21 protein-coding genes and 1 pseudogene are annotated in these 20,987 nt (G+C 64.0%); 15 read left to right on the top strand and 7 right to left on the bottom strand.

Annotation, left to right across the window (positions count from 1 at the left end; genetic code table 11):
* Window positions 1–8 precede the first annotated feature (8 nt).
* Together ABZ728_RS11335 and ABZ728_RS11330 are read left to right on the top strand one after the other, a co-directional pair.
* Window positions 9–1,529 carry a 3-hydroxyacyl-CoA dehydrogenase gene (locus tag ABZ728_RS11335; protein ID WP_366656219.1) on the top strand — a complete coding sequence of 507 codons (1,521 nt, stop codon included), beginning with the start codon at window positions 9–11 and terminating at the stop codon, window positions 1,527–1,529.
* A 23-nt stretch (window positions 1,530–1,552) separates the two neighbouring features.
* Window positions 1,553–2,518, top strand: a complete 966-nt coding sequence (locus tag ABZ728_RS11330; protein ID WP_366656218.1) for a 2-hydroxyacid dehydrogenase — start codon at window positions 1,553–1,555, stop codon at window positions 2,516–2,518.
* 37 nt (window positions 2,519–2,555) lie between these two features.
* Here the strand turns inward: ABZ728_RS11330 and ABZ728_RS11325 are convergent, their stop codons facing one another.
* Window positions 2,556–3,266, bottom strand: coding sequence for a GntR family transcriptional regulator (locus tag ABZ728_RS11325; RefSeq protein ID WP_366656217.1), 711 nt, complete (start codon window positions 3,264–3,266; stop codon window positions 2,556–2,558).
* Between the two features lie 263 nt (window positions 3,267–3,529).
* On the opposite strand from ABZ728_RS11325, the gene ABZ728_RS11320 reads away from it, so the two are divergent.
* The 8 genes from ABZ728_RS11320 (at window position 3,530) to leuD (ending at window position 11,617) form a co-directional block, all read left to right on the top strand.
* Window positions 3,530–4,429 (top strand): citryl-CoA lyase, encoded by a 900-nt coding sequence (locus ABZ728_RS11320; RefSeq protein ID WP_366656216.1) that lies wholly within the window; start codon window positions 3,530–3,532, stop codon window positions 4,427–4,429.
* A 10-nt stretch (window positions 4,430–4,439) separates the two neighbouring features.
* Window positions 4,440–5,666 carry a CaiB/BaiF CoA-transferase family protein gene (locus ABZ728_RS11315; RefSeq protein ID WP_366656215.1) on the top strand — a complete coding sequence of 409 codons (1,227 nt, stop codon included), beginning with the start codon at window positions 4,440–4,442 and terminating at the stop codon, window positions 5,664–5,666.
* 5 nt (window positions 5,667–5,671) lie between these two features.
* Window positions 5,672–6,568, top strand: coding sequence for an alpha/beta hydrolase (locus tag ABZ728_RS11310; protein ID WP_366656214.1), 897 nt, complete (start codon window positions 5,672–5,674; stop codon window positions 6,566–6,568).
* 11 nt (window positions 6,569–6,579) lie between these two features.
* The gene (locus ABZ728_RS11305; protein WP_366656213.1) at window positions 6,580–7,563 is read left to right on the top strand and encodes a hydroxyacid dehydrogenase; all 984 of its coding nucleotides are present in this window, start codon (window positions 6,580–6,582) and stop codon (window positions 7,561–7,563) included.
* A gap of 54 nt (window positions 7,564–7,617) precedes the next feature.
* Window positions 7,618–8,304 carry an RraA family protein gene (locus ABZ728_RS11300; RefSeq protein ID WP_366656212.1) on the top strand — a complete coding sequence of 229 codons (687 nt, stop codon included), beginning with the start codon at window positions 7,618–7,620 and terminating at the stop codon, window positions 8,302–8,304.
* A 138-nt stretch (window positions 8,305–8,442) separates the two neighbouring features.
* Window positions 8,443–9,543, top strand: a complete 1,101-nt coding sequence (locus tag ABZ728_RS11295) for an Ldh family oxidoreductase (protein WP_366656211.1) — start codon at window positions 8,443–8,445, stop codon at window positions 9,541–9,543.
* The gene (gene leuC / locus ABZ728_RS11290; RefSeq protein WP_366656210.1) at window positions 9,540–10,997 is read left to right on the top strand and encodes a 3-isopropylmalate dehydratase large subunit; all 1,458 of its coding nucleotides are present in this window, start codon (window positions 9,540–9,542) and stop codon (window positions 10,995–10,997) included. The genes ABZ728_RS11295 and leuC overlap by 4 nt, the downstream gene beginning before the upstream one ends.
* A complete protein-coding gene (leuD, locus tag ABZ728_RS11285; protein WP_366656209.1) occupies window positions 10,997–11,617 on the top strand; it encodes a 3-isopropylmalate dehydratase small subunit in 621 nt (206 codons plus the stop codon). Before leuC ends, leuD begins: the two co-directional genes overlap by 1 nt.
* Window positions 11,618–11,777: 160 nt before the next feature.
* On the opposite strand, the gene ABZ728_RS11280 is transcribed toward leuD, so the two are convergent.
* From ABZ728_RS11280 to ABZ728_RS11260, 5 genes are all read right to left on the bottom strand, one after another.
* On the bottom strand, window positions 11,778–12,980 hold the full coding sequence (locus ABZ728_RS11280; protein ID WP_366656208.1) for a M20 family metallopeptidase: 1,203 nt from the start codon (window positions 12,978–12,980) through the stop codon (window positions 11,778–11,780).
* Between the two features lie 100 nt (window positions 12,981–13,080).
* Entirely contained in the window at window positions 13,081–14,040 is a 960-nt protein-coding gene (locus ABZ728_RS11275) for a TRAP transporter substrate-binding protein (RefSeq protein WP_366656207.1), read from the bottom strand.
* A gap of 11 nt (window positions 14,041–14,051) precedes the next feature.
* Complete coding sequence (locus ABZ728_RS11270) at window positions 14,052–14,858, bottom strand: creatininase family protein (RefSeq protein WP_366656206.1); 807 nt, start codon at window positions 14,856–14,858, stop codon at window positions 14,052–14,054.
* A gap of 76 nt (window positions 14,859–14,934) precedes the next feature.
* Window positions 14,935–16,212: a TRAP transporter large permease gene (locus ABZ728_RS11265; protein WP_366656205.1), complete on the bottom strand. Its 1,278-nt coding sequence runs from the start codon at window positions 16,210–16,212 to the stop codon at window positions 14,935–14,937.
* Window positions 16,213–16,222: 10 nt separating this feature from the next.
* Complete coding sequence (locus tag ABZ728_RS11260) at window positions 16,223–16,729, bottom strand: TRAP transporter small permease (RefSeq protein ID WP_366656204.1); 507 nt, start codon at window positions 16,727–16,729, stop codon at window positions 16,223–16,225.
* Window positions 16,730–16,843: 114 nt separating this feature from the next.
* Here ABZ728_RS11260 and ABZ728_RS11255 point away from each other — a divergent pair, with 114 nt between their 5' ends.
* The 3 genes from ABZ728_RS11255 to ABZ728_RS11245 all read left to right on the top strand — a co-directional run bounded on the left by ABZ728_RS11255 (window position 16,844) and on the right by ABZ728_RS11245 (window position 19,659).
* On the top strand, window positions 16,844–17,761 hold the full coding sequence (locus tag ABZ728_RS11255) for a LysR family transcriptional regulator (RefSeq protein ID WP_366656202.1): 918 nt from the start codon (window positions 16,844–16,846) through the stop codon (window positions 17,759–17,761).
* 220 nt (window positions 17,762–17,981) lie between these two features.
* The gene (locus tag ABZ728_RS11250) at window positions 17,982–18,404 is read left to right on the top strand and encodes a CopG family transcriptional regulator (protein ID WP_366656201.1); all 423 of its coding nucleotides are present in this window, start codon (window positions 17,982–17,984) and stop codon (window positions 18,402–18,404) included.
* A 25-nt stretch (window positions 18,405–18,429) separates the two neighbouring features.
* Entirely contained in the window at window positions 18,430–19,659 is a 1,230-nt protein-coding gene (locus tag ABZ728_RS11245; protein ID WP_366656200.1) for a PHB depolymerase family esterase, read from the top strand.
* A gap of 162 nt (window positions 19,660–19,821) precedes the next feature.
* On the opposite strand, the gene ABZ728_RS11240 is transcribed toward ABZ728_RS11245, so the two are convergent.
* The gene (locus ABZ728_RS11240) at window positions 19,822–20,037 is read right to left on the bottom strand and encodes a hypothetical protein (protein ID WP_366656199.1); all 216 of its coding nucleotides are present in this window, start codon (window positions 20,035–20,037) and stop codon (window positions 19,822–19,824) included.
* On the opposite strand from ABZ728_RS11240, the pseudogene ABZ728_RS11235 reads away from it, so the two are divergent.
* Together ABZ728_RS11235 and ABZ728_RS11230 are read left to right on the top strand one after the other, a co-directional pair.
* Window positions 19,940–20,647: pseudogene (locus ABZ728_RS11235) on the top strand (PHB depolymerase family esterase); the annotation flags it as partial. The gene ABZ728_RS11240 and the pseudogene ABZ728_RS11235 sit on opposite strands and share 98 nt — an antisense overlap.
* Before the next feature lie 52 nt (window positions 20,648–20,699).
* Window positions 20,700–20,915, top strand: coding sequence for a hypothetical protein (locus tag ABZ728_RS11230; RefSeq protein WP_366656198.1), 216 nt, complete (start codon window positions 20,700–20,702; stop codon window positions 20,913–20,915).
* Window positions 20,916–20,987: the final 72 nt, after the last annotated feature.

Genomic DNA, 20,987 nt, shown 5'->3' with positions numbered 1-20,987 from the left:
GATCGATAATGGAACCAAGTCAGACGGTCTTCGGCGTGATCGGCGCCGGAACGATGGGCCGGGGAATCGTCCAATGGGCCGCCCAGTCGGGCATGACCGTCCGGCTCCACGACAGCGGCCCCGGTGCCGTCGAGGCGGCGTTGAAATCAATTCATGCGATGTGGGACCGGATGGTGTCGAAGGATCGCATGACGGCGGCCGACGCCGATGCGGCCAAGGCGCGCCTGACGGTCGTTGAGGGGCTGGAGGGCTTCGCCGGCTGCGACATCGTTGTCGAGGCGATCGTGGAACGGATCGACGCCAAGCAGAGCCTGTTTGCCGCGCTGGAGCCGATCGTCGGGCCGGAGTGCCTGATCACCACCAACACCTCGTCGCTGTCGGTGACGGCGATTGCCGCGGGGCTGGAACGGCCCGAACGTGTCGCGGGCCTGCACTTCTTCAATCCGGTGCCGTTGATGCGGCTGGTCGAGGTCGTGAACGCGACCCGCACCGAGGATGGCGCGGCGGAACGGCTGTCGGCGCTGGTGACGGCGACCGGGCATCATCCCGTCATCTGCCGCGATTCGCCCGGCTTCATCGTGAACCATGCCGGGCGGGCCTATTATACCGAAGGGCTGCGGCTGCTTCAGGAAGGCATCGCCGAGGCCGCCGATATTGACCGGATTCTGAACGAGACGGCCGGTTTTCCGATGGGGCCGTTCACGCTGATGGACCTGACCGGCCTGGATGTATCCGGCGTGGTGATGCAGACGATCTACGATCAGTTTTTCCACGATCCCCGACTGCGGCCCACGCCCCTGGTGCCGCTTCGGATCTCCGCCGGGTTGCACGGTCGCAAGACCGGTGAAGGGTTCTATCGCTATGACGACGGCAAGCGGGTCGACGTTCCCGAAGCGCCGCCGCGCCCGGGCAGCCGGCACGCGGTCTGGATCGATCCGCGTGACGCCGGTGGCGACCGGGTCGGCGCCCTCCTGTCCGAGGTCGGGCTGACCGTCGAGGGCGGGGAACGCCCCGGCGCCGATGCCACGATCGTGGTGGCGCCGCTGGGCGCGGACACTACGACGACCGCACTTGAGCGCGGCTTCGACCCCGCACGCACCATTGCCGTCGATACTCTGCTGCCGCAAGCTTTCGCCGAGGGCGGCCGCCTGACGCTGATGATTTCGCCGGCGGGGGACAGCGACCGGGTCGACGGGCTGCATCATGCCCTGCACGCCGCCGGTCGGCGCGCCACGGTGATCCGCGACAGCGCCGGGTTCGTCGTGCAGCGGGTCGTGGCCGCGGTGGTCAATCTCGGATCCGACATTGCCCAGCAGCGGGTCGGCGCCCCACAGGATATCGACACTGCCGTCAGGCTCGGCCTCGGCTATCCGGCCGGACCGCTGAGCCTGGGCGACCGGATCGGCCCGGCGAAGGTCGTCTCGATCCTTGACGCGATGGAGAACTTCTACGGCGACGGCCGCTATCGGGTCAGCCCGTGGCTGAGGCGCCGTGCGGCACTGGGGCTGTCCCTGCTGACCGACGATTAATCACCAAGGAGGAGAACGACCAGATGACGTCACCGGAAAGGCTGTCGACAAAGACAGCCGTGTTCGCCCCGCTGATCGATACCTCGTTCGGGATTGTGGCCGAAGGATGCCACGCGGTCGATCGGCGCGACCAGCTCGGATCGTTCACCGCAAACGCGGAGAACCTGGGCGAGGTCGAGGGGGTCGAAGCGGTGATCGCCACCGGCGTCATCGGGTTCAAGGCCGAGCATATGGATCTGTTGCCGGACCTGAAAATCATCTGCTGCTTTGGCGTCGGCTTTGAAAACGTCGATCTGGAGGCGGCCAAGGCGCGCGGGATCGCGGTGACCAACGCGCCCGCGACCAACGGCGACACCGTTGCCGACCATGCGGTGGGACTGGCCCTGACCGTGGCGCGCGGCATTCTCGAAACCAATGCCGCCGCCCGCGACGGGCGCTGGATGGCGGCGCGCAAGGTTTATCGCCCGACATTGAACGGCGCCCGCGTCGGGATCATCGGCCTTGGCGCGATCGGCGAGGCGATTGCCCGCCGCTGCGCCGGATTCGATGCCGCGATCGGCTATTTCGGCCGCAACGAGCGCCCGAATTGCCCCTATCGATATTATTCCGACGTTGAGGCCATGGCGGCGGATAGCGATTTTCTGATCGTTGCCTGCCCGGGCGGGCCGGCGACCCATCACATCGTCAACGCGCGCGTGCTCGAAGCGATGGGTCCGTCGGGCATTCTGGTCAATATCGGACGGGGAACGGTGGTCGACACGCCGGCGCTGGCCAATGCTCTGAAAAAGGGTCTGATCTATGGCGCCGGTCTGGATGTCGTCGAGGGAGAGCCGGAAATACCCGCGGAACTGGCGGATGCGCCGAATACGATCATCACGCCGCATATGGCCGGCCGGTCGCCGGTCGCGCTGGAGGCGCAATGCGCGCGGGCGCTGGAGAATATCGGCCGGATGAGCCGGGGAGAGCCGCTTGTCTATCAAGTGGTGTAACCACGGCAGGTGCTGCGGCGCGAACCGTCGTGACCGCTCAGGCGTAGCTGAACATCAGTTCCAGCCGCGCCTTGAGGGCGTGGGCAATGTGATCGCGGGCCAGACTTTCCGCCCTGTCGGCGTCGCGGGCATTGATCGCGTCCAGGATCGCGCCGTGCTCGGCCAACGCCGTGACCGGGCGGCCCGTGACCGTAAAGGTCGTGCTGGGCAGCAGCGTCAACGCATCGTGGAGTTCGTCCAGCGTGCGCATGAGATAGCGGTTGTGCCCGGCCTCGTAGATGCCCTGGTGGAAGTCCCGGTTGACCTGCGCCATCCGGGGCGCCGACTCCCGTGCCCTGTCGAAAGCCTCGTGGATGCGGTAGAGCGAGTCGATTTCCGCCTGAGAAGCCTTGAGCGCCGCAAAACGGGCCGCCGATCCTTCGAGGATTTCCCTCATGGCATAAAGCTCCATGATCTGCGGCCGGGCCAGGGCGGCGATGACCAGGCCGCCCGGCGCCATTTCCAGAAGCCCACGCGACTGCAGCCGCGACAGCGCTTCGCGCACCGGCGTTCGGCTGACGCCCAGCGACCTGGCGACGTCTTCCTCGCGGATGCGGTCGCCATGGGTGAAGTGGTGGCGATGGATGGCGGCACGCAATGTTTCGTATACCCACTGGGCGCGCGACGTCCGACCCGCTGGCTTGGTGCCGTTTGGAGAAGGGGCGAGGTCCAGAAGGTCGATCGGTCGTTCCAGCGGTTGGTCTGCCATGGCGTCAGGTGGTCCCGATTTTTCGTTCTCGGTGGCGTGCACCGCAAATGTAGTGCGGCATCCCCCGCATGAAAACGATGGTGGTGCAATTTAATCGACTGCCGATTCAACCCTACCGGAAGTTTTCTCTGACCGCATCAGACTCTTGACCATCCGGTCAGGAAGGCGGCCGGGACCGGACGTCGCGATGAAGGCTTCCTCTGGCCAGTTTCAGTATACCATTGTATATGCATCGGTACGCAAGTGTTTGGAAGGATACGGAAATGGCGGACAGGGCCGAGATATCGCCGGGCGACTGGTGGCGGACGTCGATCATCGACATCGAGCCGGGCAAGATCAATGTGCGGGGATACCCGATTCAGGACCTGATCGGCCGTGTCGATTTCGTCTCCATGATCTGGCTGTACCTGACCGGCGAATTGCTGACGCCAGGCCGCCGGAAGCTGCTGGAAGGCACGCTTGCCGGGTCGATGGACCACGGGCCGCACGCTCCCAGCATCGCCGCGGCGCGGATGGCGGTGTCTTGCGGCCTGCCGCTGAACAGTGCCGTGGCCACCGGCGCCGGCATGTTGGGCGACATTCACGGCGGCGCCGGCCAGCAATGCATGGCGTTCCTCTATCGCCTGGGTGAAATGGTCGACGAGCGCGCCGACGATGCCGATCCGGTGATTTCAGCGGTGCGCGATTACATGAAGACCGAGAGCCCGTTCATCCCCGGTTTCGGGCATCGCTTTCACCCCGTGGATCCGCGCGTGCCGCGGCTGTACGAGCTGATGGACGAGGCCAAGGCCGAGGGCGCCATCGATGGGCGCTATGCCGATCTGGCCCGGCGCGTCGAAGATGCCCTGGCCGAAATCAAGGGCAAACGCCTGCCGATGAACATCGACGGTGTGTCGGCGGCCGTGTTCTGCGAATTCGGTCTGGCGCCGGAACTCGGCCGGGGGCTGTTCGTCCTTGCGCGGTCGGTCGGCGTGCTCGCCCACGCCTATGAGCAGGGCGGGCAGGGCCATCGCATCAAGGGGCCGATGCCGCGCCACATCCCCTATACCTATGAAGGACCGGCCGAGCGGCGGCTTCCGGATGCCGAAACGGGGACCGGGCCCGGTTCCACGAAGTCCGGTTCCACGAAGTCCGGTTCCACGAAGTCCGGCACGGACGTTTGAGAGGCAAGCCATGACCGACAAGACCGACGACAACCGGCCATCGACCCTGCCGCTGTCCGCCCTGAGGGTTGCGGAGTTCACGCATACGGTCATGGGGCCGACCTGCGGCGTTTTTCTCGCCGATCTGGGGGCCGATGTCGTGCGCGTCGAGCCGCCGCCGGATGGCGACCGGACCCGGTATCTGACAGGGACCGGCACCGGCTATTTCGGTTTCTACAACCGGAACAAGAAGAGCGTCATGCTCGACCTGAAAAGCGCCGAGGGCATCGAGGCGGCAAAACGACTGGTCGCATCCGCCGATATCCTGATCGAGAATTTCGGTCCGGGCACCATGGACAGGCTGGGGCTCGGATACGAGGCGCTGTCGGCAGACAATCCGCAGCTGATCTATTGCTCGCTGAAGGGGTTCTTGCCGGGCCCCTATGAAAAGCGCCAGGCGCTGGACGAAGTCGTGCAGATGATGAGCGGGCTGGCTTATATGACCGGGCCGCCGGGCCGGCCACTGCGCGCGGGCGCCTCGGTAATCGACGTGATGGGCGGCATGTCCGGCGTGATCGGCATCCTGAGCGCCGTGGAAGAACGTCATCGCACCGGCAAAGGGCAGCTCGTCCAGGGGTCGCTGTACGAAAGCGCGGTCTTCCTGATGGGCCAGCATATGGTGCAGTCGGTGGTCACGGGGCAGGAACTGCAGCCGATGTCGGTGCGCGACAGCGCCTGGGCGATTTATCAGCCCTTCGACACGGCGGACGAGGGTCGACAGGTGTTCGTCGGGCTGACGACCGACAATATCTGGAACCGCTTCTGCAAGGCGTTCGATCGGGACGATCTGCTGGCCGATCCCGACCTTCAAACGAACATCGACCGCTGCCGTCACCGGCAACGGCTGATCGATGATATTGGCACGCAATTCAAGGCCATCGGCGCCGACGATCTGATGGCCCGGTGCGAGGCCGCCGGTATTCCGTTCGCGCCGGTTCGCAAGCCGGGCGAGTTGTTCGACGATCCGCATCTGGTAGAAGCCGGGCTGCTGTGGGACTCGACCCTGCCGGGCGGTCAGGAAACGCGCTTGCCTGGTCTCCCCGTCGGCATGTCCGATCACAAATTCGGGCTCTATGCCGATCCAGCCGCGCCCGGTGAGGATACCAGGTCTGTCTTTCTCGATCTTGGCTATGACGCCGGGCAGATTGATGCCCTGCTGGCCCAGGGGGCGATGGGCGAGGCGAAAAAGAAGGGATGAGCGCGATGACGACAGCCGAGGCATCCCCAGTCCTGAAGCGTGCGGCGCAGGCCGTGACCGACCGCGACGCTTTGACACCCGAAGACGTCGTCGCGGCGGTCGAGGCGGCATCGACCCGTCACGAGACGCCTTGCGGCGACGGTATGATGGTCTGGCGATCCTGGGGGCGGGGACCCGTGGTCGTGCTGCTGCACGGCGGACACGGCGCCTGGAGCCATTGGATACTGACCATTCCCACGCTGGCGCAGCGATACCGGGTGCTGGCCCCCGACATGCCCGGCTTCGGTGAATCTGCCGATCTCAGCGTAAAGCCGGGTGCCGGCGACCTTGCCCGAACCATCGTCGAGGGCCTTGACGCCATCGTCGGCGGCGACACGCCGGCTGCGGTCGTCGGGTTCTCGTTCGGCGGGGTCATCGCGGGCCATGTCGCCCAGCGCCTGGGGGATCGGGCAACGGCACTGGTAATGGTGGGAGCATCCGGGCTGGGTCTGCTGCGCGGCGACCGTCCCGCGATGCACCGGTGGCGCGATGCCCGGACGCCGGAGGAACTGAAGGCCGCGCATCGGGAAAATCTGGCCCTTCTGATGCTCGCCGATCGCCGGCGGATCGACGCACTGGCCATTCATCTGCAAACGATCAACACCCGCCGTGCCCGGACGCCGAGCCGGCCGATCTCGCGGACCCCGGCGCTGCGTGACGTGTTGCCCGACATCAAGGCGCCGTTCACGGCGATCTACGGCGAACACGACATCACGGCCCAACCCGACATCGAGGCCAGGGGGCAGGTGCTGCGGACGTTCCAGCCGGAGACGCGGTTCATCATTGTGCCGGATGCCGGGCACTGGGTGCAGTACGAAGCGCCCGATGCTGTGATCGGCCATATCGAGGAGGCGCTGGGGTGAGGCACGCGCAGATGGCTGCGACAGACGTTCTGATCATCCAGCCGATCCACCGCGCCGGACTGGACATGCTGCAGGCCGCGGGCCTTCGTCTCCGGTTCGCCACATCGTCGGACATGGCCACGGTCGCGGCGGAAATCCCCGGCGCGGTGGCGGCGATCACGCGCAATGCCGGGCTCGACCGGGCGGCGATGGACGCTGCGGTGGATCTGAGGGTGCTGGGTAACCACGGTATCGGCGTCGATCCGATCGATACGGCTCATGCATCGGAAATCGGCCTTCCGGTCGTGTTCACGCCGTTTGCCAATGTGCAGTCCGTGGCAGAGCAGGCGCTGGCGCTGATGCTGGCGGTCGCCAAATCGGTGCCGGCGGCTGACGCCGCCACGCGGCGCGGAGATTTCGGCTTCAAATACCAGACGCCGCTGGTTGAACTGCATGGCAAGACGCTGGGCATCGTCGGTTATGGCCGGATCGGCCGACGGACGGCCGCTCTCGCCCGGGCGGCCTTTTCGATGCCACTGATCGTTTATTCGCCCTCGGTCCCGGCGGCGGCGATCGAGGCCGATGGCGGACAAAAAGCCGACAGCATCGATGCCCTGCTGACCGAGGCGGATGTGGTGTCGCTGCATGCACCGCTGCGCCCGGAAAGCCGCAACCTGATCGGCGCCGAACGTCTGGCCCTGATGAAGCCGTCCTCCATTCTGGTCAATACCGGCCGGGGCGGGGTTGTGGACGAAACAGCCCTGATCGCGCATCTGCAGGCGCGCCGGAGCCTGGGGGCCGGGCTGGACGTGTTCGCCACGGAATCGATGCCGCCGGACTATCCGCTGTTGTCGTTGCCCAACGTCGTACTCTCGCCCCATATAGCCGGCTCGACCGAAGATGCGCTGAAACGAACGGCGGAACAGGTCGCGGTCCAGATCATCGACGCGCTGGCGGGACGACGACCCGAACATCTGGTCAACCCCGATGTCTGGGAGCACCGCCGACATGGTTGACCCCGATATGGTTGACGCCACGCCTCGATGGACCATGGCATTGGAGGAACGACAATGATCGAAAGCAATGGCCGTCCCGGCTTCCGCATCGTCGCCCGGCAGGCACCGGTAGCGCCAGACGCGATCCGGACGCTGGCGGCGTTGCCGGTGGCGAATATCGGCGACGCCATGGGCCGGTGCAACATCATGGATCCTGAGATCAAACCGCTGGACCCGTCGATCCGCGTTGCCGGTCATGCCGTCACCGTCTCGGTACGCAACGGCGACAATCTGATGGTTCATGCCGCGATCATGGTCGCCGAACCGGGCGACATCATCGTCATCGACGGCCAGGGCGATGTCTCGTTCGGCATCATTGGCGATCTGATCGTACGGGCGGCGCACAAAAAGGGTATCGGCGGGGTCGTCGTCGACGGCGCCTGTCGCGATGCCGAAGACATTCGCCGTTGCGGATTTCCGATGTTTCCGCGCGGCATCAATCCGCGCGGCGGCACGCGGTCGGGTCCGGGTGAGATCAATGTACCCGTCGCTTGTGGCGGATTGATCGTCAATCCCGGTGACGTGATCGTCGGTGACGGTGACGGCGTGGCGGTCGTGCCGGGTGCGCGAGCGACGGAAATCGCGGCGGCGGCGCAAGCCAAGGCCGATCAGGAAAAAGACCGGATGGCGGAAATTGACGGTGGCGGGCTCTATCCCGCGTGGCTGGAAGACGCACTGCGCGAAAAGGGGCTGTTGCCCTGAGGTCTGTGCCCTTTGGCGTCCAAAAGCCCTTATGTTTCGAAGCTTGAGCGTATACAATAGCATCCCACGCTGGTCGGCACGATTGGCGACAGCCGACATGTGCGGGAAATGGCGGCCGAAAATCTCAGGAGGAATGGCGTGTCCCAAGGTGACGACAAGGTTCTGGTGAATGCGGATGTTCTGCGCGACCGGTGCGCGGCCCTGTTCGAGGGCGCCGGTCTGTCCGGCGCCGGGGCTGGACAGGTCGCCACTGTTCTCGTCGGCGCCGATCTCCGCGGCGTCACGACCCACGGCGTTGCGCGGGTGCCGCTCTATCTGGACCGTCTGATGCGGGGGCTCGTCAATCCGCGGCCGGAGATCAAGGTCGAGCGCCGCCGGCCGACGAGCCTGGTCATCGACGGCGACAACGGCATGGGCGCGGTCGTTGGCACGCGCGCCATGGACGAAGTGATCGCGCGCGCCCGGGAAATCGGCATCGGCGCGGCGACGGTGCGCCATTCCAACCATTTCGGGGCAGCGGCCATCTATGTGCAGGAGGCCGCCCGTCAAGGCTGCATTGGCATGGCGGTGTCGCCGGCCTCGCCCAGCCTGGCGCCGTTCGGAGCGCGCGAACCGCTGTTCGGGACCAATCCGATCGCCATGGCGGTTCCCACGCGCGACCGTGATCCGTGGGTCATGGATATGGCGACCAGCGTTGCGGCGCGCGGCGCGATCCGCCTCGCGGCAAAGCGCGGCCAGCCGATCCCCGAGGGGTGGGCACTGGACCGGGAGGGCCGGCCGACGACCGATCCGGTAGCGGCCATGGAGGGCCTGATGGTCCCCTTCGCCGGGCCCAAGGGATCGGCGCTGGCGATGATGGTCGAGATCATGGGCGGCGTCCTCGCCGGGGCGAGCGCGACGGGCGAGGTTGGCGAAATGGGGCGGACGATGGACCGGCCGCAGAATGTCGGCCATTTCATGATGGCCATGGATATCGATGCGTTCATGGATCGGGCGCTGTTCGACGACCGGATGGAGGACAGCCTGCGCCGCCTGAAAGCGCTCAAGCCCGCCGCCGGTTTCAAGGAAGTGCTCTATCCAGGCGAACTCGAAGCCCGGCGCGAGCGGCACTATCGCCGCCACGGCGTGCCGTTGTCGCGCAAGACGGCTTTTGAACCGCTTTCAGAGTGCCTGAAGGCTTCGGGCCTGCACGAATTGCCAACCCTGGAAATGCCGGACAGTCAGGAGGCGCGCCGATGACATCGACACAAACGCCAAGGACGATGTTCGACAAGGTCTGGGACAGCCATGTCGTCGCCCAGGGCGATAACGGCGAGTGCCTGATCTATGTCGACAGACATTTCGTCCACGAGGGCTCGTTCCACGCCTTTGACGCGCTGTGGCGTGAGGGCTGGAGCGTGCGCCGTCCCGACCGGACCTTTGCCGTCGCCGACCATTATGTGCCGAGCCGGAACAGGGGGCTGCCGATCGCCGACCCGGAGGTCGAGATGGTGATCGGGCTGCTGCAAAAGAACGCCAAGCGGGCCGGGATCGAGCATTTCGGGCTGGACGACCCGCGTCAGGGGATCGTCCATCTTGCGGGCCCGGAGCAAGGGCTGACCCAGCCCGGTCTGGTGATGGTCTGCGGCGATTCCCATACCGCGACCCACGGCGCGTTCGGCGCGCTGGCGTTCGGCATCGGGGCGTCCGAGGTCAAGCATGTGCTGGCCAGTCAGACGCTCTGGCAGGTTCGCCCGAAGACCATGCGCATCACGGTCAGCGGTCAGCGGCCCAAAAGCGTGACGGCCAAGGACATCATCCTGACGATCATCGCGCGCATCGGCGCCGCCGGGGCGTCGGGCCATGTGATCGAATACGCCGGTGAGACGATCGCGGGTTTGTCTATGGAAGAGCGGATGACCGTCTGCAACATGTCGATCGAGGCCGGCGGCCGGGCCGGCATGATCGCGCCCGACGATACGACCTTCGACTACGTGCGCGGGCGTCCCTTTGCACCGGGCGAGGCCGACTGGGACGCTGCCGTTGCCGGCTGGCGCGCGCTCTCCACTGATTCCGGCGCGACATTCGACCGGGAGGTCACGATCGACGCGTCGGAGATCGTCCCGACCATCACCTGGGGCACCAGCCCGGAGGACGCACTGCCGATAACGGAGCGGGTGCCGGATCCGGCCGCCATCGCCGATCCCGCGCGGCGTGCTTCGGTGGAACGCGCGCTGGGCTATATGGGCCTGACGCCCGGAACCCGCCTGTCGGATGTGCCGATCGACCGTGTGTTCATCGGGTCCTGCACCAACAGCCGACTATCGGATCTGCGGGCGGCGGCGGACGTCGTCCGCGGCCGCCGTGCGGTGGTTCCGTCCATGGTCGTTCCGGGATCGGCAGCGGTCAAACTGGCGGCCGAGACCGAGGGCCTCGACCAGATCTTCATGGACGCGGGCTTTGAATGGCTTGATGCCGGGTGTTCCATGTGCATCGGCATGAATGGCGACCGGCTGGCGGATGGCGAGCGCTGCGCCTCGACCACCAATCGCAATTTCGAAGGGCGTCAGGGCCGGGGCGGCCGGACGCATCTGGTCAGTCCGGCGATGGCCGCCGCCGCCGCCGTGACCGGGCGGCTGACGGATGTCCGCGCGCTGCTTGAACCGATGCCGGTTACTGCTGGCCCCATTACTGGCGAAACGAGAGGTCACTGATGGAAGCCTTCACCACATTCAAGGCGCCGGCGGTGCCGTTCGATCAGCCCAACGTCGACACCGACCAGATCATACCCTCGCGATTCCTGCGCAAGCCGCGCGGCGATGGCTGCCACCCGTATCTGTTTCATGACGCCGCCAACCGCCCCGACGGCACGCCCAACCCGGATTTCATCCTGAACGATCCGGTATTCGCGACCGCCCGCATCATGGTGTCGATGCGCAATTTCGGCTGCGGATCGTCGCGCGAGGGGGCCGTATGGGCGCTGTTCGATCGCGGATTCCGGGCCGTGATCGCGCCGAGCTTCGGCGATATCTTCTATTCCAACGCGCTGAAGAACGGCATGCTCCCGGTCGTCCTCGATGAAGAGACCTGCGCCCCGATCCGCGCGGCCCTGCATGCCGCTCCGGGCAGCGAGATCGCCATCGACCTCCCGTCCCAGACCGTCACCGGTCCCGATGGACGGGTGATCGGCTTCGACATCGATCCGTCGCGCAAGCAGGCGCTGATCGACGGCGAAGACGAAATCACCGCCACCATGCGCTATATGGACCGGATCAACGCCTTCGAAGTTGCGGCCGAACACACCGCTCCATGGCTGGCCAGCCGTCCGGGGTGAGGGGCGGGGGCGAGGTGATGTTCCATACCCCCGTTTTCACCCACCTCAAAACCCGAGACAGGCCAGCGCGACACAATGGCCGGCCTGGTTCGGGTTTCATTGAGCACTGCATATCCGAACCGCGCTGACCCGGATTTACATCCGTGGGATCCGTTGCGGATCAGGTCCGCGTCATCATACGAATAGCCGCCGCGCTCAGTACCTTGACGGCGGTCGGAATGCAGAGTTCGTCAAGGTCGAAATTGGAACGATGGAGCATGGTGTCGCGATCGGCCCGTTTCGATCCGATGCGCAGATGCGCCGCCGGAATGCGGGTCGAGAATTCGGCGAAATCCTCGCTGCCCATGGATCCTTGCGGCAATTCCACGACGTTCTCATTGCCGAGCATGCGCCTGGCTTCCTCAAGAACCGGTCCCAGGCATGCCGGATCGTTGACCACCGGCGGAACGCCTTGCAGGAAGGCCAGATCACAGGTGACGCCGTACCCTTCTTCCGTGGCCCGGCAGATGTTTTTGATGGCGCTACGGACCGTGTCGCGCACGGCCGTGGTCTGGGCCCGCATGGTGCCCTCTAGCCGGACCGTATCAGGAATTTGATTGCGGGCGGTGCCGCCCTCGATCCGGCCGATCGACACCACCGCCGCATCAAGGGGGGCGACCCGGCGTGAGACAATCGTCTGCAGATCGCCGATTAACGACGAGGCCGCGACGATCGGGTCGATGGTCATATGCGGGTGGGCCCCGTGCCCGGATCGTCCGGTGATGGTGATGTCGAACGGATCGGTCGAGGCGAAAGCCGTCTTGGGGTGCCAGCCGACACTGCCCGGCGCGATCAGCGGCCAGTTGTGATAGCCCAGCATGGCATCCGGCTTGACCCAGTCGAACAGGCCGCTTTCCAGCATGGCGCGGGCGCCGCCCAATCCTTCTTCGGCGGGTTGGAAGATTACCATGGCCCGGCCGGGAAGATCGTTCTTCAGCCGCGCCAGAACGGTAGCGACGCCGAGCAGGATGGCCGTGTGCGCGTCATGACCGCAGGCATGCATCACCCCCTTGTTTCGTGATGCATATGCCGGTGACTCGGATTCCTCGATCGGCAAGGCGTCCATGTCGCCGCGGATGCCAACGGTCTTTCCGTCGCCCGATCCGACCAGGCCGGCGACGCCGGTCTCGCCAAATCCGTTTCTGTGGTCGATGCCGATCTTCGTCAATTCGGATTGGACGAGCCTGGAAGTCTCGTATTCCTGGAATCCCAGTTCCGGATTGGCGTGCAACGTGCGGCGGATGTCGATCAGCGCCGGCGCGATCTCGTCGACGATGGCGTGGATGTCGGCCGGCGTCGCGCCGGTGGTGGGTCCCTGGGTCATGGAATTGTCCTTGGTTCACGCGCAGTGAATAACGGACGGATCGCGGTAAGGCGATCCGTCCGCGTTGGCTTTTCACGCTCCAGTCCGGGATCGCCGGGTCTTACTGTTCAGCGGCGATCTCGACGATGCGGTTATAGATTTCTTCACCCCATGCCTCGGTTCCGAGTGCGTCGCGCACGCTTTGCGTTGCCTCGATGAACGGCGCCTTGTCTGGATAGGTGAACTGTATGCCGGCTTCTTCCATTTCCGCCATGTACTGTTCCTCCTGCTCGGGAAGAAGCTCCATGATCCGTGCGGTGGAGGCTTCGTTCGCCTCTTGCAGCAATGCCCGATCGTCCTCGGACAATCCGTCCCAGAAAACCTCGCTGACCACGACATAAGCCGGCTTGTCGATGTAATCGACCATGGCCACGCTTTCCTGGACTTCATAGAAGCTCTGGGCGTAGATGGTCTCGATCGGGTTTTCCTGGCCGTCGACGATGCCGGTCTGCAGCGACGTGTAGACTTCGGCAAAGGCCATCGGCGTCGGATTTGCGCCGAGGGCGGCCAGCGATTGGACGTAGTAGTCGCGTTCCGGGGCGCGGATCTTCAGGCCTTCCAGGTCGGCCATGCTCTCGATGACCCTGTTGGCGCTGATCTGACGCGGCGAACGCGGCATGAAGCCCAGCATCCGCACCATCCGCTCATCGATCAGCTTCTGGTTCCATTCGCGGCCAAAATCGGTATCCAGGACGGCGCGATAGTCTTCGATGCTGTCCATGAGATATGGCAGCGCCAGATACTCGATCTCGGCGATGCCGGGATCGCCGCTCGCCAGGATCTGGGTCGATCCAAGCGCCATCTGCGCCAGGATTTCGCGCGGCGTGCCCAACTGATCTCCAGGATACAGCGTGACCGTGTGATCGGAGTTTTCCTCGATCACACGTTTGAATTCGACCGCCCCTTCGTATTGCGCTTCGCCCGGCTGCGCCCAGAGGCCATACCGGATTTCTTCTGCCGAGGCAGTATAGAAGGCAGTCGTGCTGAGCAGCGCCGCGAGGATTACGCTATTGCGTTTCATTGATGCTCTCCCTATCGATGGTTGGTTGGATCGGTTGTCTTGAAGTGTTCGACAAAATCGCTGCAATAGTCGGTCAAGTGGGTGACGATGCGCTCACCCTTGTCCGACGAAGACCGTCTCGGGTCGCCGCCGGCGATCCCATTGCCGCAACGATCGGTGACATCGACCGCAAGGCCGATTTCAATTCCCTCGAACTTGACGCCGCCCAGACCGGAGGTCGGCAGACCAAGCATTTCGCCCTTGGCCGCTTCCATTTCGATGAGGTCCATACGGGTCAACTGAGGGAAGAGATGGAGATAGGCTGATGTGACCGGGTCGCTGCCATGGGCGAAGGCGCTCATGCCGAATTCGCCGTGCAGTTCGGTCCATAGTTGTGGCGGGATCGACCGCCAAAGATTGATGCACGGCACGAGCACGCCGCGCTCGCGCTTGACCGCCCGGATCACCTGATCGATCAGCGGATAATTGCCGCTGTGGCCGTTCAATATGACGAGGCGATTCAGATTGTGATCGAGGAAGTTGTCCAGAATGCTCGACAGCGTGGCGCGGAAGGCATCGGCTGACAGCGCGATGCCGCCGGGCACCGGCCGAAAATACTCCGCATAGCCGAACGGCAGCGTCGGGGCGGCGATTGCCCCGGACTTCCTGGCGACCTGATCGGCCAAGCTTTCCGTCAGCATGAAATCGCCCATCGGTGCCATCGGACCCTGTATTTCCTGAGAGCCGAGCGGCACGAGGATGACGGGATCCTCGGCCATCCGTTCCTGGAACTCCAGGTAGGTCATGTCTTTCAGCAGATGCTTTTTGGCGGCAGGCATGAGAGTCGGTTTCGCTTTTCTAGGTTTCGGTCGGCGGGTTTGGTCGTGGCTCGGCCTTCGTTCGTCGCTGGTTGCGTCAGCTTCCGAAGACGAGCCGCGGCAGGAAGAGTGAGATCTCCGGTATCAGGGCAAGGATGATGACCGCCCCGAATAGCGGGATGTAAAAGGGCAGCATCGCGCGAACCATTTGTCCGTGGGATATCTTTGCGATGTCCTGGGCGATGAACAGCAGCACACCGACTGGTGGCGTTGCGCCGCCGATGATCAGGGTGAAAACCATCAGCACGCCGAAATGGACCGGATCGATGCCGAATTGCAGAACGACCGGCACCAGGATCGGGGTCAGCACGATCTCGGCCGATGACGCGACCATCAACAAACCGACGACAATCAACATGGCAAGGATGATGAACAGCGCGATCGTCGGATCGTCGGAGACGACTGAAATGGCGTTTGCGATGGTCAGCGGCACTTGTTCGCGCACCATGATCCACGAGAACGCCGAGGCCATGGCGATGATGGCCAGAATGCGGGCGCTGCCGAGTGCGGTATCGCGAACTGTCCGCCAAATGCCCATCAGGCCGACATTGCGGTAGATAAGGCCGAGGACCAACCCATACAGCACGGCGACGGCCGCGGCCTCGGTCGGGGAGAATATGCCGAAGACGATTCCGCCGACGATGATGACCGGAAACAGGATAGCCGGCCCGCCCCGGACGACGGCGCGCCCGACTTCTGGCATCTTGGCGCGCTCGTAACGGGGAAAGTCGTGCACCCGGGCGTAGAAATATGTGAACACCATCTGGGTCGCGATGATCACGATGCCGGGCAGAACGCCGGCAAGCAAAAGGCGTCCGATCGAGACGTTGGCCAGCGTGCCATATATGACCAGGGCGACACTGGGCGGAATCATCGGCCCGACCATGGAGGACGCAACGGTTACCGCCGCCGAGAACGGCGCCGGGTACCCTTCCTTTTTCATCGCCGGTATGAGAACGGATCCCAGCGCCGTCGTATCGGCGGTCGGTGATCCCGACATGCCGGAAAAGATCAGGCTGGCAAAAATGTTCACTTGCGCCAGACCGCCGTGAATATGGCCGACCAGGGCTTTGGCCAAACCGATGATGCGGTCTGTCAGCTTGCAGGCGTTCATCAACTCGCCGGCAAGGTAGAAAAACGGAATTGCCAGAATCAGGAATGAATTGACCGAAGCCGTCGACCGTTGCGCCAGAAGCGCAAGGTTGATGTCGGCGAAATAGAAATACACCAGAGAGGCCGTGCCCATCGCGAAGAAAAGGGGCATGCCGCCCATAAGCAGAACGATCAGCAGGACGATGATTGCAGAGGTCAACATAAATGGCGGCTCACATTGGATCTTCGATGCCATAGGCGGGGTCGCCCGCGCGATGGCGGGGCCGGCGATAGAAATAGCGTCCGAGAATGGCGACGATCATCAAGGCGCCGCCGATTGTGGCTGCCAGCCGTACGACGCCGGCCGGCAAGGGCAGGGCCGTCAGGGTCTGCATGTTTTCGATGCGGACGAGACGAATGCTCCAATAGGAAAGGATGGCCAGAAAGGCGATCGAGACTACGAGGTTGAACAGCCGGACGGCAGCCTGAAGGCGCTTGGGCAGTTTGACGAAGACCACGTCGACATGAAGATGACGCCCGTCCCAACAAATGACCGCGGCGCCGATGAAGGTGATCCAGACGATCAGGAGTTTCGCGAGCTCCTCGCTCCACATCAGGGGCGCATCGAAGAAATAGCGCATCACAACCTGCGCCAGCGTCACCGCGACGACGACGGCGAACGCAATCCCGACGGCCACGCGCAGCGGCCACGCGAAATCGGGGGGTGGTTTGTCGTTCATGAGGTTGCCTACCCTGATGCTCAATTGGCCTGATGGGACCACAGCGTTTTATTATTGTCTAATATAATAATCATAGTTATTATGTCGTTATATATATGAAAGGCGGAGGGAGGCATGACCAACACCGTCGAATTGCGCCATGTGCGCTATTTTCTGAAAGTAGCCGAGGAACTGCATTTCGGCCGCGCATCGGAGCTGCTCGGGGTTTCGCAGGCGCCGCTCAGCCAGCAGATCCGCCAGCTTGAAGAACGTTTGGGAGTGCGGCTGTTCGAACGGACAACCCGCTCGGTTCGACTGACGCCGGCGGGCGAAGTGTTTCTCGATCGCGCCCGGCAGGTCATGCGGTCGATGGAAGAGGGGGTGGAGGCGACACAGATGGCTGGAGGCCGGCAGGCGGGCCGGCTGACGATTTCGTCGGTCTATCTGGGGCTCTATACGGTGCTGCCGCCGGCGCTTTCGGCGTTCGCGGCCAACTACCCGACGATAAAGCTCGATATCGAAGTCCATACCACGGAAGATCAACTGAAAGCGCTTAACGAAGGACGGATTGATCTGGCTCTGGTCCGCCCGCCGCGCAGTGCCTCTGGCCTCCGTTACAAGGAGGTGTATCGCGAGGGATTCGTCGCTGTCCTGCCCGCCAATTCTCCTTTGGCCGAAAAGCGCGATTTCGATATTGCCGACCTTCGTGACCAGCCGTTTCTGACGTATTCATCGATCATCGGCGTCAGCTATCAGGATGTTGTGTTCCAGCATTGCCGCCTTGCCGGGTTTCGGCCCCAGATGGTCCAGGAGGTCAGTCACACCCTGGCCATCGTAACCATGGTCGCAGCGGGGCTGGGCGTTGGTGTCATTCCGGCTTGGGTTCAGCATATGCCCATGGACAACGTCGCCTATCGGCCGCTGCCTTTGCTGCCGAACGCGGTGTCGCTCGTCGTGGCCTGGCGCGAGGATACCATCAACCAGTTCGTCGCCCCTCTGGTCGCCCAGATGGAGACCTATGACGGCGGCGATCGATCCGCCAGTGGTGGTTGACGAGAGATTGCACCGTTCGTCCCTTGTGGACCTTGCTGAAAACTCGACCAGTGTGAGCCCTTGCAGGCTGGATGGGGGCGACAGGCTCATGCCGAGCGTATTGCGAACGTCCGACGCTTCGCGCGTGCCATCGGCCTGTGACGCTGCGACAAAAAGGTCGTTGCTGCAACGCATATAACATCCATATACCATCCAGACAGATGGTCTATGGAGATGCGACGTGGCAAAGACACCGACACGCTCGACACCCGCCAGAGCGCCAGAGTCCGAAAAGATCACCATCAATCTCGGCTTTGTCGATCTGGGTCAGATCGAGCTTCTGGTGCGCGAAGGCTTCTATTCCAACCGCAGCGATTTCATCCGCACGGCCGTGCGTAACCAGATCGAGCGTCACGCCGATACTGTGCGCCAGATCGTCGTCCGCAAGAGCGTCGATCTCGGGCTGCGGAACATCACGCGGGACGAACTGACAACGGCCCAGGCGGCCGGTCAGATGCTGGACATCCGCGTTCTGGGGCTTGTCGTGATTGCCCCGGATGTCACCGCGGAACTTGCCCGCGACACCATTTCCGCCCTTTCCGTTCTGGGTACCCTGCAAGCCAGCGACGCGGTCAAGGCCGCGCTGGCAGACCGGATTTCCTGATTCCCCAAACTCCGAAAGCGCCCCCATGAACTCTTCCTTCGCCCGCGGCATGTCCAGGGCCACCGAACTGACACGATCCGGCAATCTGGGCGACGCGACGGCGCTCATCCAGTCGCTCCTGCAAGGCCAGCCCGCGGCTGCCAATTCATACGGGGCCAATTCCTACGCCGAGGGGCAATTCGCGGATGGAGATGTGATCGAAGGCACGTTCACCCGCCTCGATGATGCCGCCACACGCCCGAACTCAACCGGCGCCAGCAGCACAGGTTCGACCAACTCTGGCCCGAGCTCCATTTTCGGCAAGACTGCCGCGCGCAAGGTCCGCAAGGGCCTGGGCGAAACGCTGCGCGGCATCGCTGCGGACGGGATGCCGCAGCGCGGCGTCATGACGCCCATGCCGCTTGATCTGCCGGACGGCGCGCAGTTCCTGTCGCTGACACACAGTGGCTCGCATGGCAGGCGGGATTACCGCCTTTATGTCCCGGTTAACCAGCCAGAAGGTCCGATGCCACTGATCGTGATGCTGCACGGCTGCACCCAATCGCCGGAAGATTTCGCCGTCGGCACCGGCATGAATGCGCAGGCCGAGGAGTTCGGGTGTCTGATCGCCTGGCCCGCCCAGCCCCAGGGGGCGAATGTCCAGAAATGCTGGAACTGGTTCCGGCCGGAAGATCAGGCGCGCGACTGTGGCGAACCGGCCCTGATCGCGGGCATCATTGGCGACATTCTGCGCGACCATCCAGCCGATCCGGCGCGGGTCTATATTGCCGGATTGTCGGCGGGCGGCGCGGCGGCGGCCATTATGGGCACGGCTTATCCCGACCTGTTTGCCGCGGTCGGCGTTCATTCCGGCCTGCCTGTCGGCGGAGCGATCGACGTGCCGTCGGCCTTTGCCGCCATGCGCAGCGGTTCGACGGGCAAGGTCCGGCCCATGGCTGTTCCGGCCATCGTGTTCCACGGGCTTGCCGACCAGACAGTGCATCCAGGCAACGGAGATGCCGTCGTCGCGCAGGCTCTGCAGTCGCGGCCCGGTCTCAAGCGTGTTCACGTTACGGGGGTTTCAGACGGTGGGCGCACCTATCGGCAAACCCGCCACGACGATGCCGAGGGCCGAAGCATTGCCGAACATTGGGAGATCGATGGCGCTGGCCATGCGTGGGCCGGCGGTCGGACGGGTGGCAGCTATACCGACCCGAAAGGCCCGGATGCATCACGCGAAATGCTGCGGTTTTTCCTCCAGCATACGCGTACATAGCGGGCCGGCCATGGCAGGTCAGCACGACTCTTGAGATGGTCACGTCACATTATGTTGCAGTGCAATGGAAGACTATCCGGGGCAGGGCGTTAGGACGATGAAAACGCTGGAGGCGCAGGTCTCCAGCGTAAAGCTCTCCTTTCGGCACACGCTGCCAGTCTCTCAAGGATATCCCATGACCCGCAACTTAACTGCCGCCATGCGCCGGGGGAGCCGGCTGATGCGCCCGCGCAAGCAGTCCAGGTCGGCAAGATCGATGAAAAAGGCGGTGACCGGCTTCATGGTTGCATCGGCCTTCGCCCCGCTCGAAGCAATGATGCCGAAGGCGATCAAGTCTCCCAAATCGGCCAAGTCTCCCAAGCCGCCCAGGTCGCGCAAGATTTCGGTGCCCCGCATCCCGCAAGGTGCGCAATATCTGGACCGTGAGCACCGCAGCGCCGCGGGATCGCGCGAATACAAACTCTATTTGCCCGCCAGCGAACCAAAGCGGCCCAAGGGGCTGATCCTCATGCTGCACGGCTGCTCGCAAACCCCGGACGACTTCGCCATCGGCACGCACATGAACGCGCTGGCCGACAAGAAGGGGCTTGCCGTTGCCTATCCGGCGCAGAACAGGGGGCACAATGCGGGCTCGTGCTGGAACTGGTTCCAGCCGGCCCATCAGACCCACGGTGTGGGCGAGCCCGGCATTCTGGCGTCTCTGACAAAAGACCTGATGAGAGAGTTCGGCCTTGGCGGCGACGCCGTCTTCGTCGCCGGACTGTCCGCCGGCGGTGCCATGGCAGTTATCCTGGCGGACCTCTATCCGGACATCTATTCGGCGGCGGGAAATCATTCCGGCCTCGCCCGCGGTTCGGCGCGCGACGTGATCTCGGCGATGTCGGTCATGCGCAGGGGTGCGGCGTCAAAGGGAGTCGTATCAACCGTCACAGCACGCTCACTCCCCGTTCGCCGGATCATCTTCCAGGGTGCGGCCGACAGCACGGTACATCCCTCCAACGCGGCAATGATCATCGCTGCAGCGGTTGGGGGGAGACGCCGTGCCGACACGGATCGGCAAACGCTCGGTGGCCGGGCGGGGGTATGCCCGCAGCGACTATGCGGGATCCGACGGTGGCACCCTGATCGAGCACTGGATGATCGAAGGAACGGATCACGCCTGGTCCGGCGGGCGCGCGGCCGGGTCATTCACCGAAAAACAGGGGCCCGATGCTTCGGCCCACATGATCCGGTTCTTCATGGTGAAACCCGCCTGAACGGACCCGAAAAAAGACCACCTGAAGGTCTGGCTTCAGGTGGTCCAAAAAGCGTTCTGTCGAGCGCCGGTC

Origin of the sequence: Fodinicurvata sp. EGI_FJ10296, assembly GCF_040712075.1 — a bacterium.
Taxonomy (GTDB): Bacteria; Pseudomonadota; Alphaproteobacteria; order DSM-16000; family Inquilinaceae; genus JBFCVL01.
The sequence above is the reverse complement of the archived record's forward strand: the minus strand, read 5'-3'. Positions and strand labels throughout refer to the sequence as shown.

Bases quoted from the DNA above. Each gene is read 5' to 3' on its own strand.
- ABZ728_RS11335 (WP_366656219.1), top strand. From the start codon at position 9: ATGGAACCAAGTCAGACGGTCTTCGGCGTGATCGGCGCCGGAACGATG.
- ABZ728_RS11330 (WP_366656218.1), top strand. From the start codon at position 1,553: ATGACGTCACCGGAAAGGCTGTCGACAAAGACAGCCGTGTTCGCCCCG.
- ABZ728_RS11325 (WP_366656217.1), bottom strand. From the start codon at position 3,266: ATGGCAGACCAACCGCTGGAACGACCGATCGACCTTCTGGACCTCGCC.
- ABZ728_RS11320 (WP_366656216.1), top strand. From the start codon at position 3,530: ATGGCGGACAGGGCCGAGATATCGCCGGGCGACTGGTGGCGGACGTCG.
- ABZ728_RS11315 (WP_366656215.1), top strand. From the start codon at position 4,440: ATGACCGACAAGACCGACGACAACCGGCCATCGACCCTGCCGCTGTCC.
- ABZ728_RS11310 (WP_366656214.1), top strand. From the start codon at position 5,672: ATGACGACAGCCGAGGCATCCCCAGTCCTGAAGCGTGCGGCGCAGGCC.
- ABZ728_RS11305 (WP_366656213.1), top strand. From the start codon at position 6,580: ATGGCTGCGACAGACGTTCTGATCATCCAGCCGATCCACCGCGCCGGA.
- ABZ728_RS11300 (WP_366656212.1), top strand. From the start codon at position 7,618: ATGATCGAAAGCAATGGCCGTCCCGGCTTCCGCATCGTCGCCCGGCAG.
- leuC (WP_366656210.1), top strand. From the start codon at position 9,540: ATGACATCGACACAAACGCCAAGGACGATGTTCGACAAGGTCTGGGAC.
- leuD (WP_366656209.1), top strand. From the start codon at position 10,997: ATGGAAGCCTTCACCACATTCAAGGCGCCGGCGGTGCCGTTCGATCAG.
- ABZ728_RS11280 (WP_366656208.1), bottom strand. From the start codon at position 12,980: ATGACCCAGGGACCCACCACCGGCGCGACGCCGGCCGACATCCACGCC.
- ABZ728_RS11275 (WP_366656207.1), bottom strand. From the start codon at position 14,040: ATGAAACGCAATAGCGTAATCCTCGCGGCGCTGCTCAGCACGACTGCC.
- ABZ728_RS11270 (WP_366656206.1), bottom strand. From the start codon at position 14,858: ATGCCTGCCGCCAAAAAGCATCTGCTGAAAGACATGACCTACCTGGAG.
- ABZ728_RS11265 (WP_366656205.1), bottom strand. From the start codon at position 16,212: ATGTTGACCTCTGCAATCATCGTCCTGCTGATCGTTCTGCTTATGGGC.
- ABZ728_RS11260 (WP_366656204.1), bottom strand. From the start codon at position 16,729: ATGAACGACAAACCACCCCCCGATTTCGCGTGGCCGCTGCGCGTGGCC.
- ABZ728_RS11255 (WP_366656202.1), top strand. From the start codon at position 16,844: ATGACCAACACCGTCGAATTGCGCCATGTGCGCTATTTTCTGAAAGTA.
- ABZ728_RS11245 (WP_366656200.1), top strand. From the start codon at position 18,430: ATGAACTCTTCCTTCGCCCGCGGCATGTCCAGGGCCACCGAACTGACA.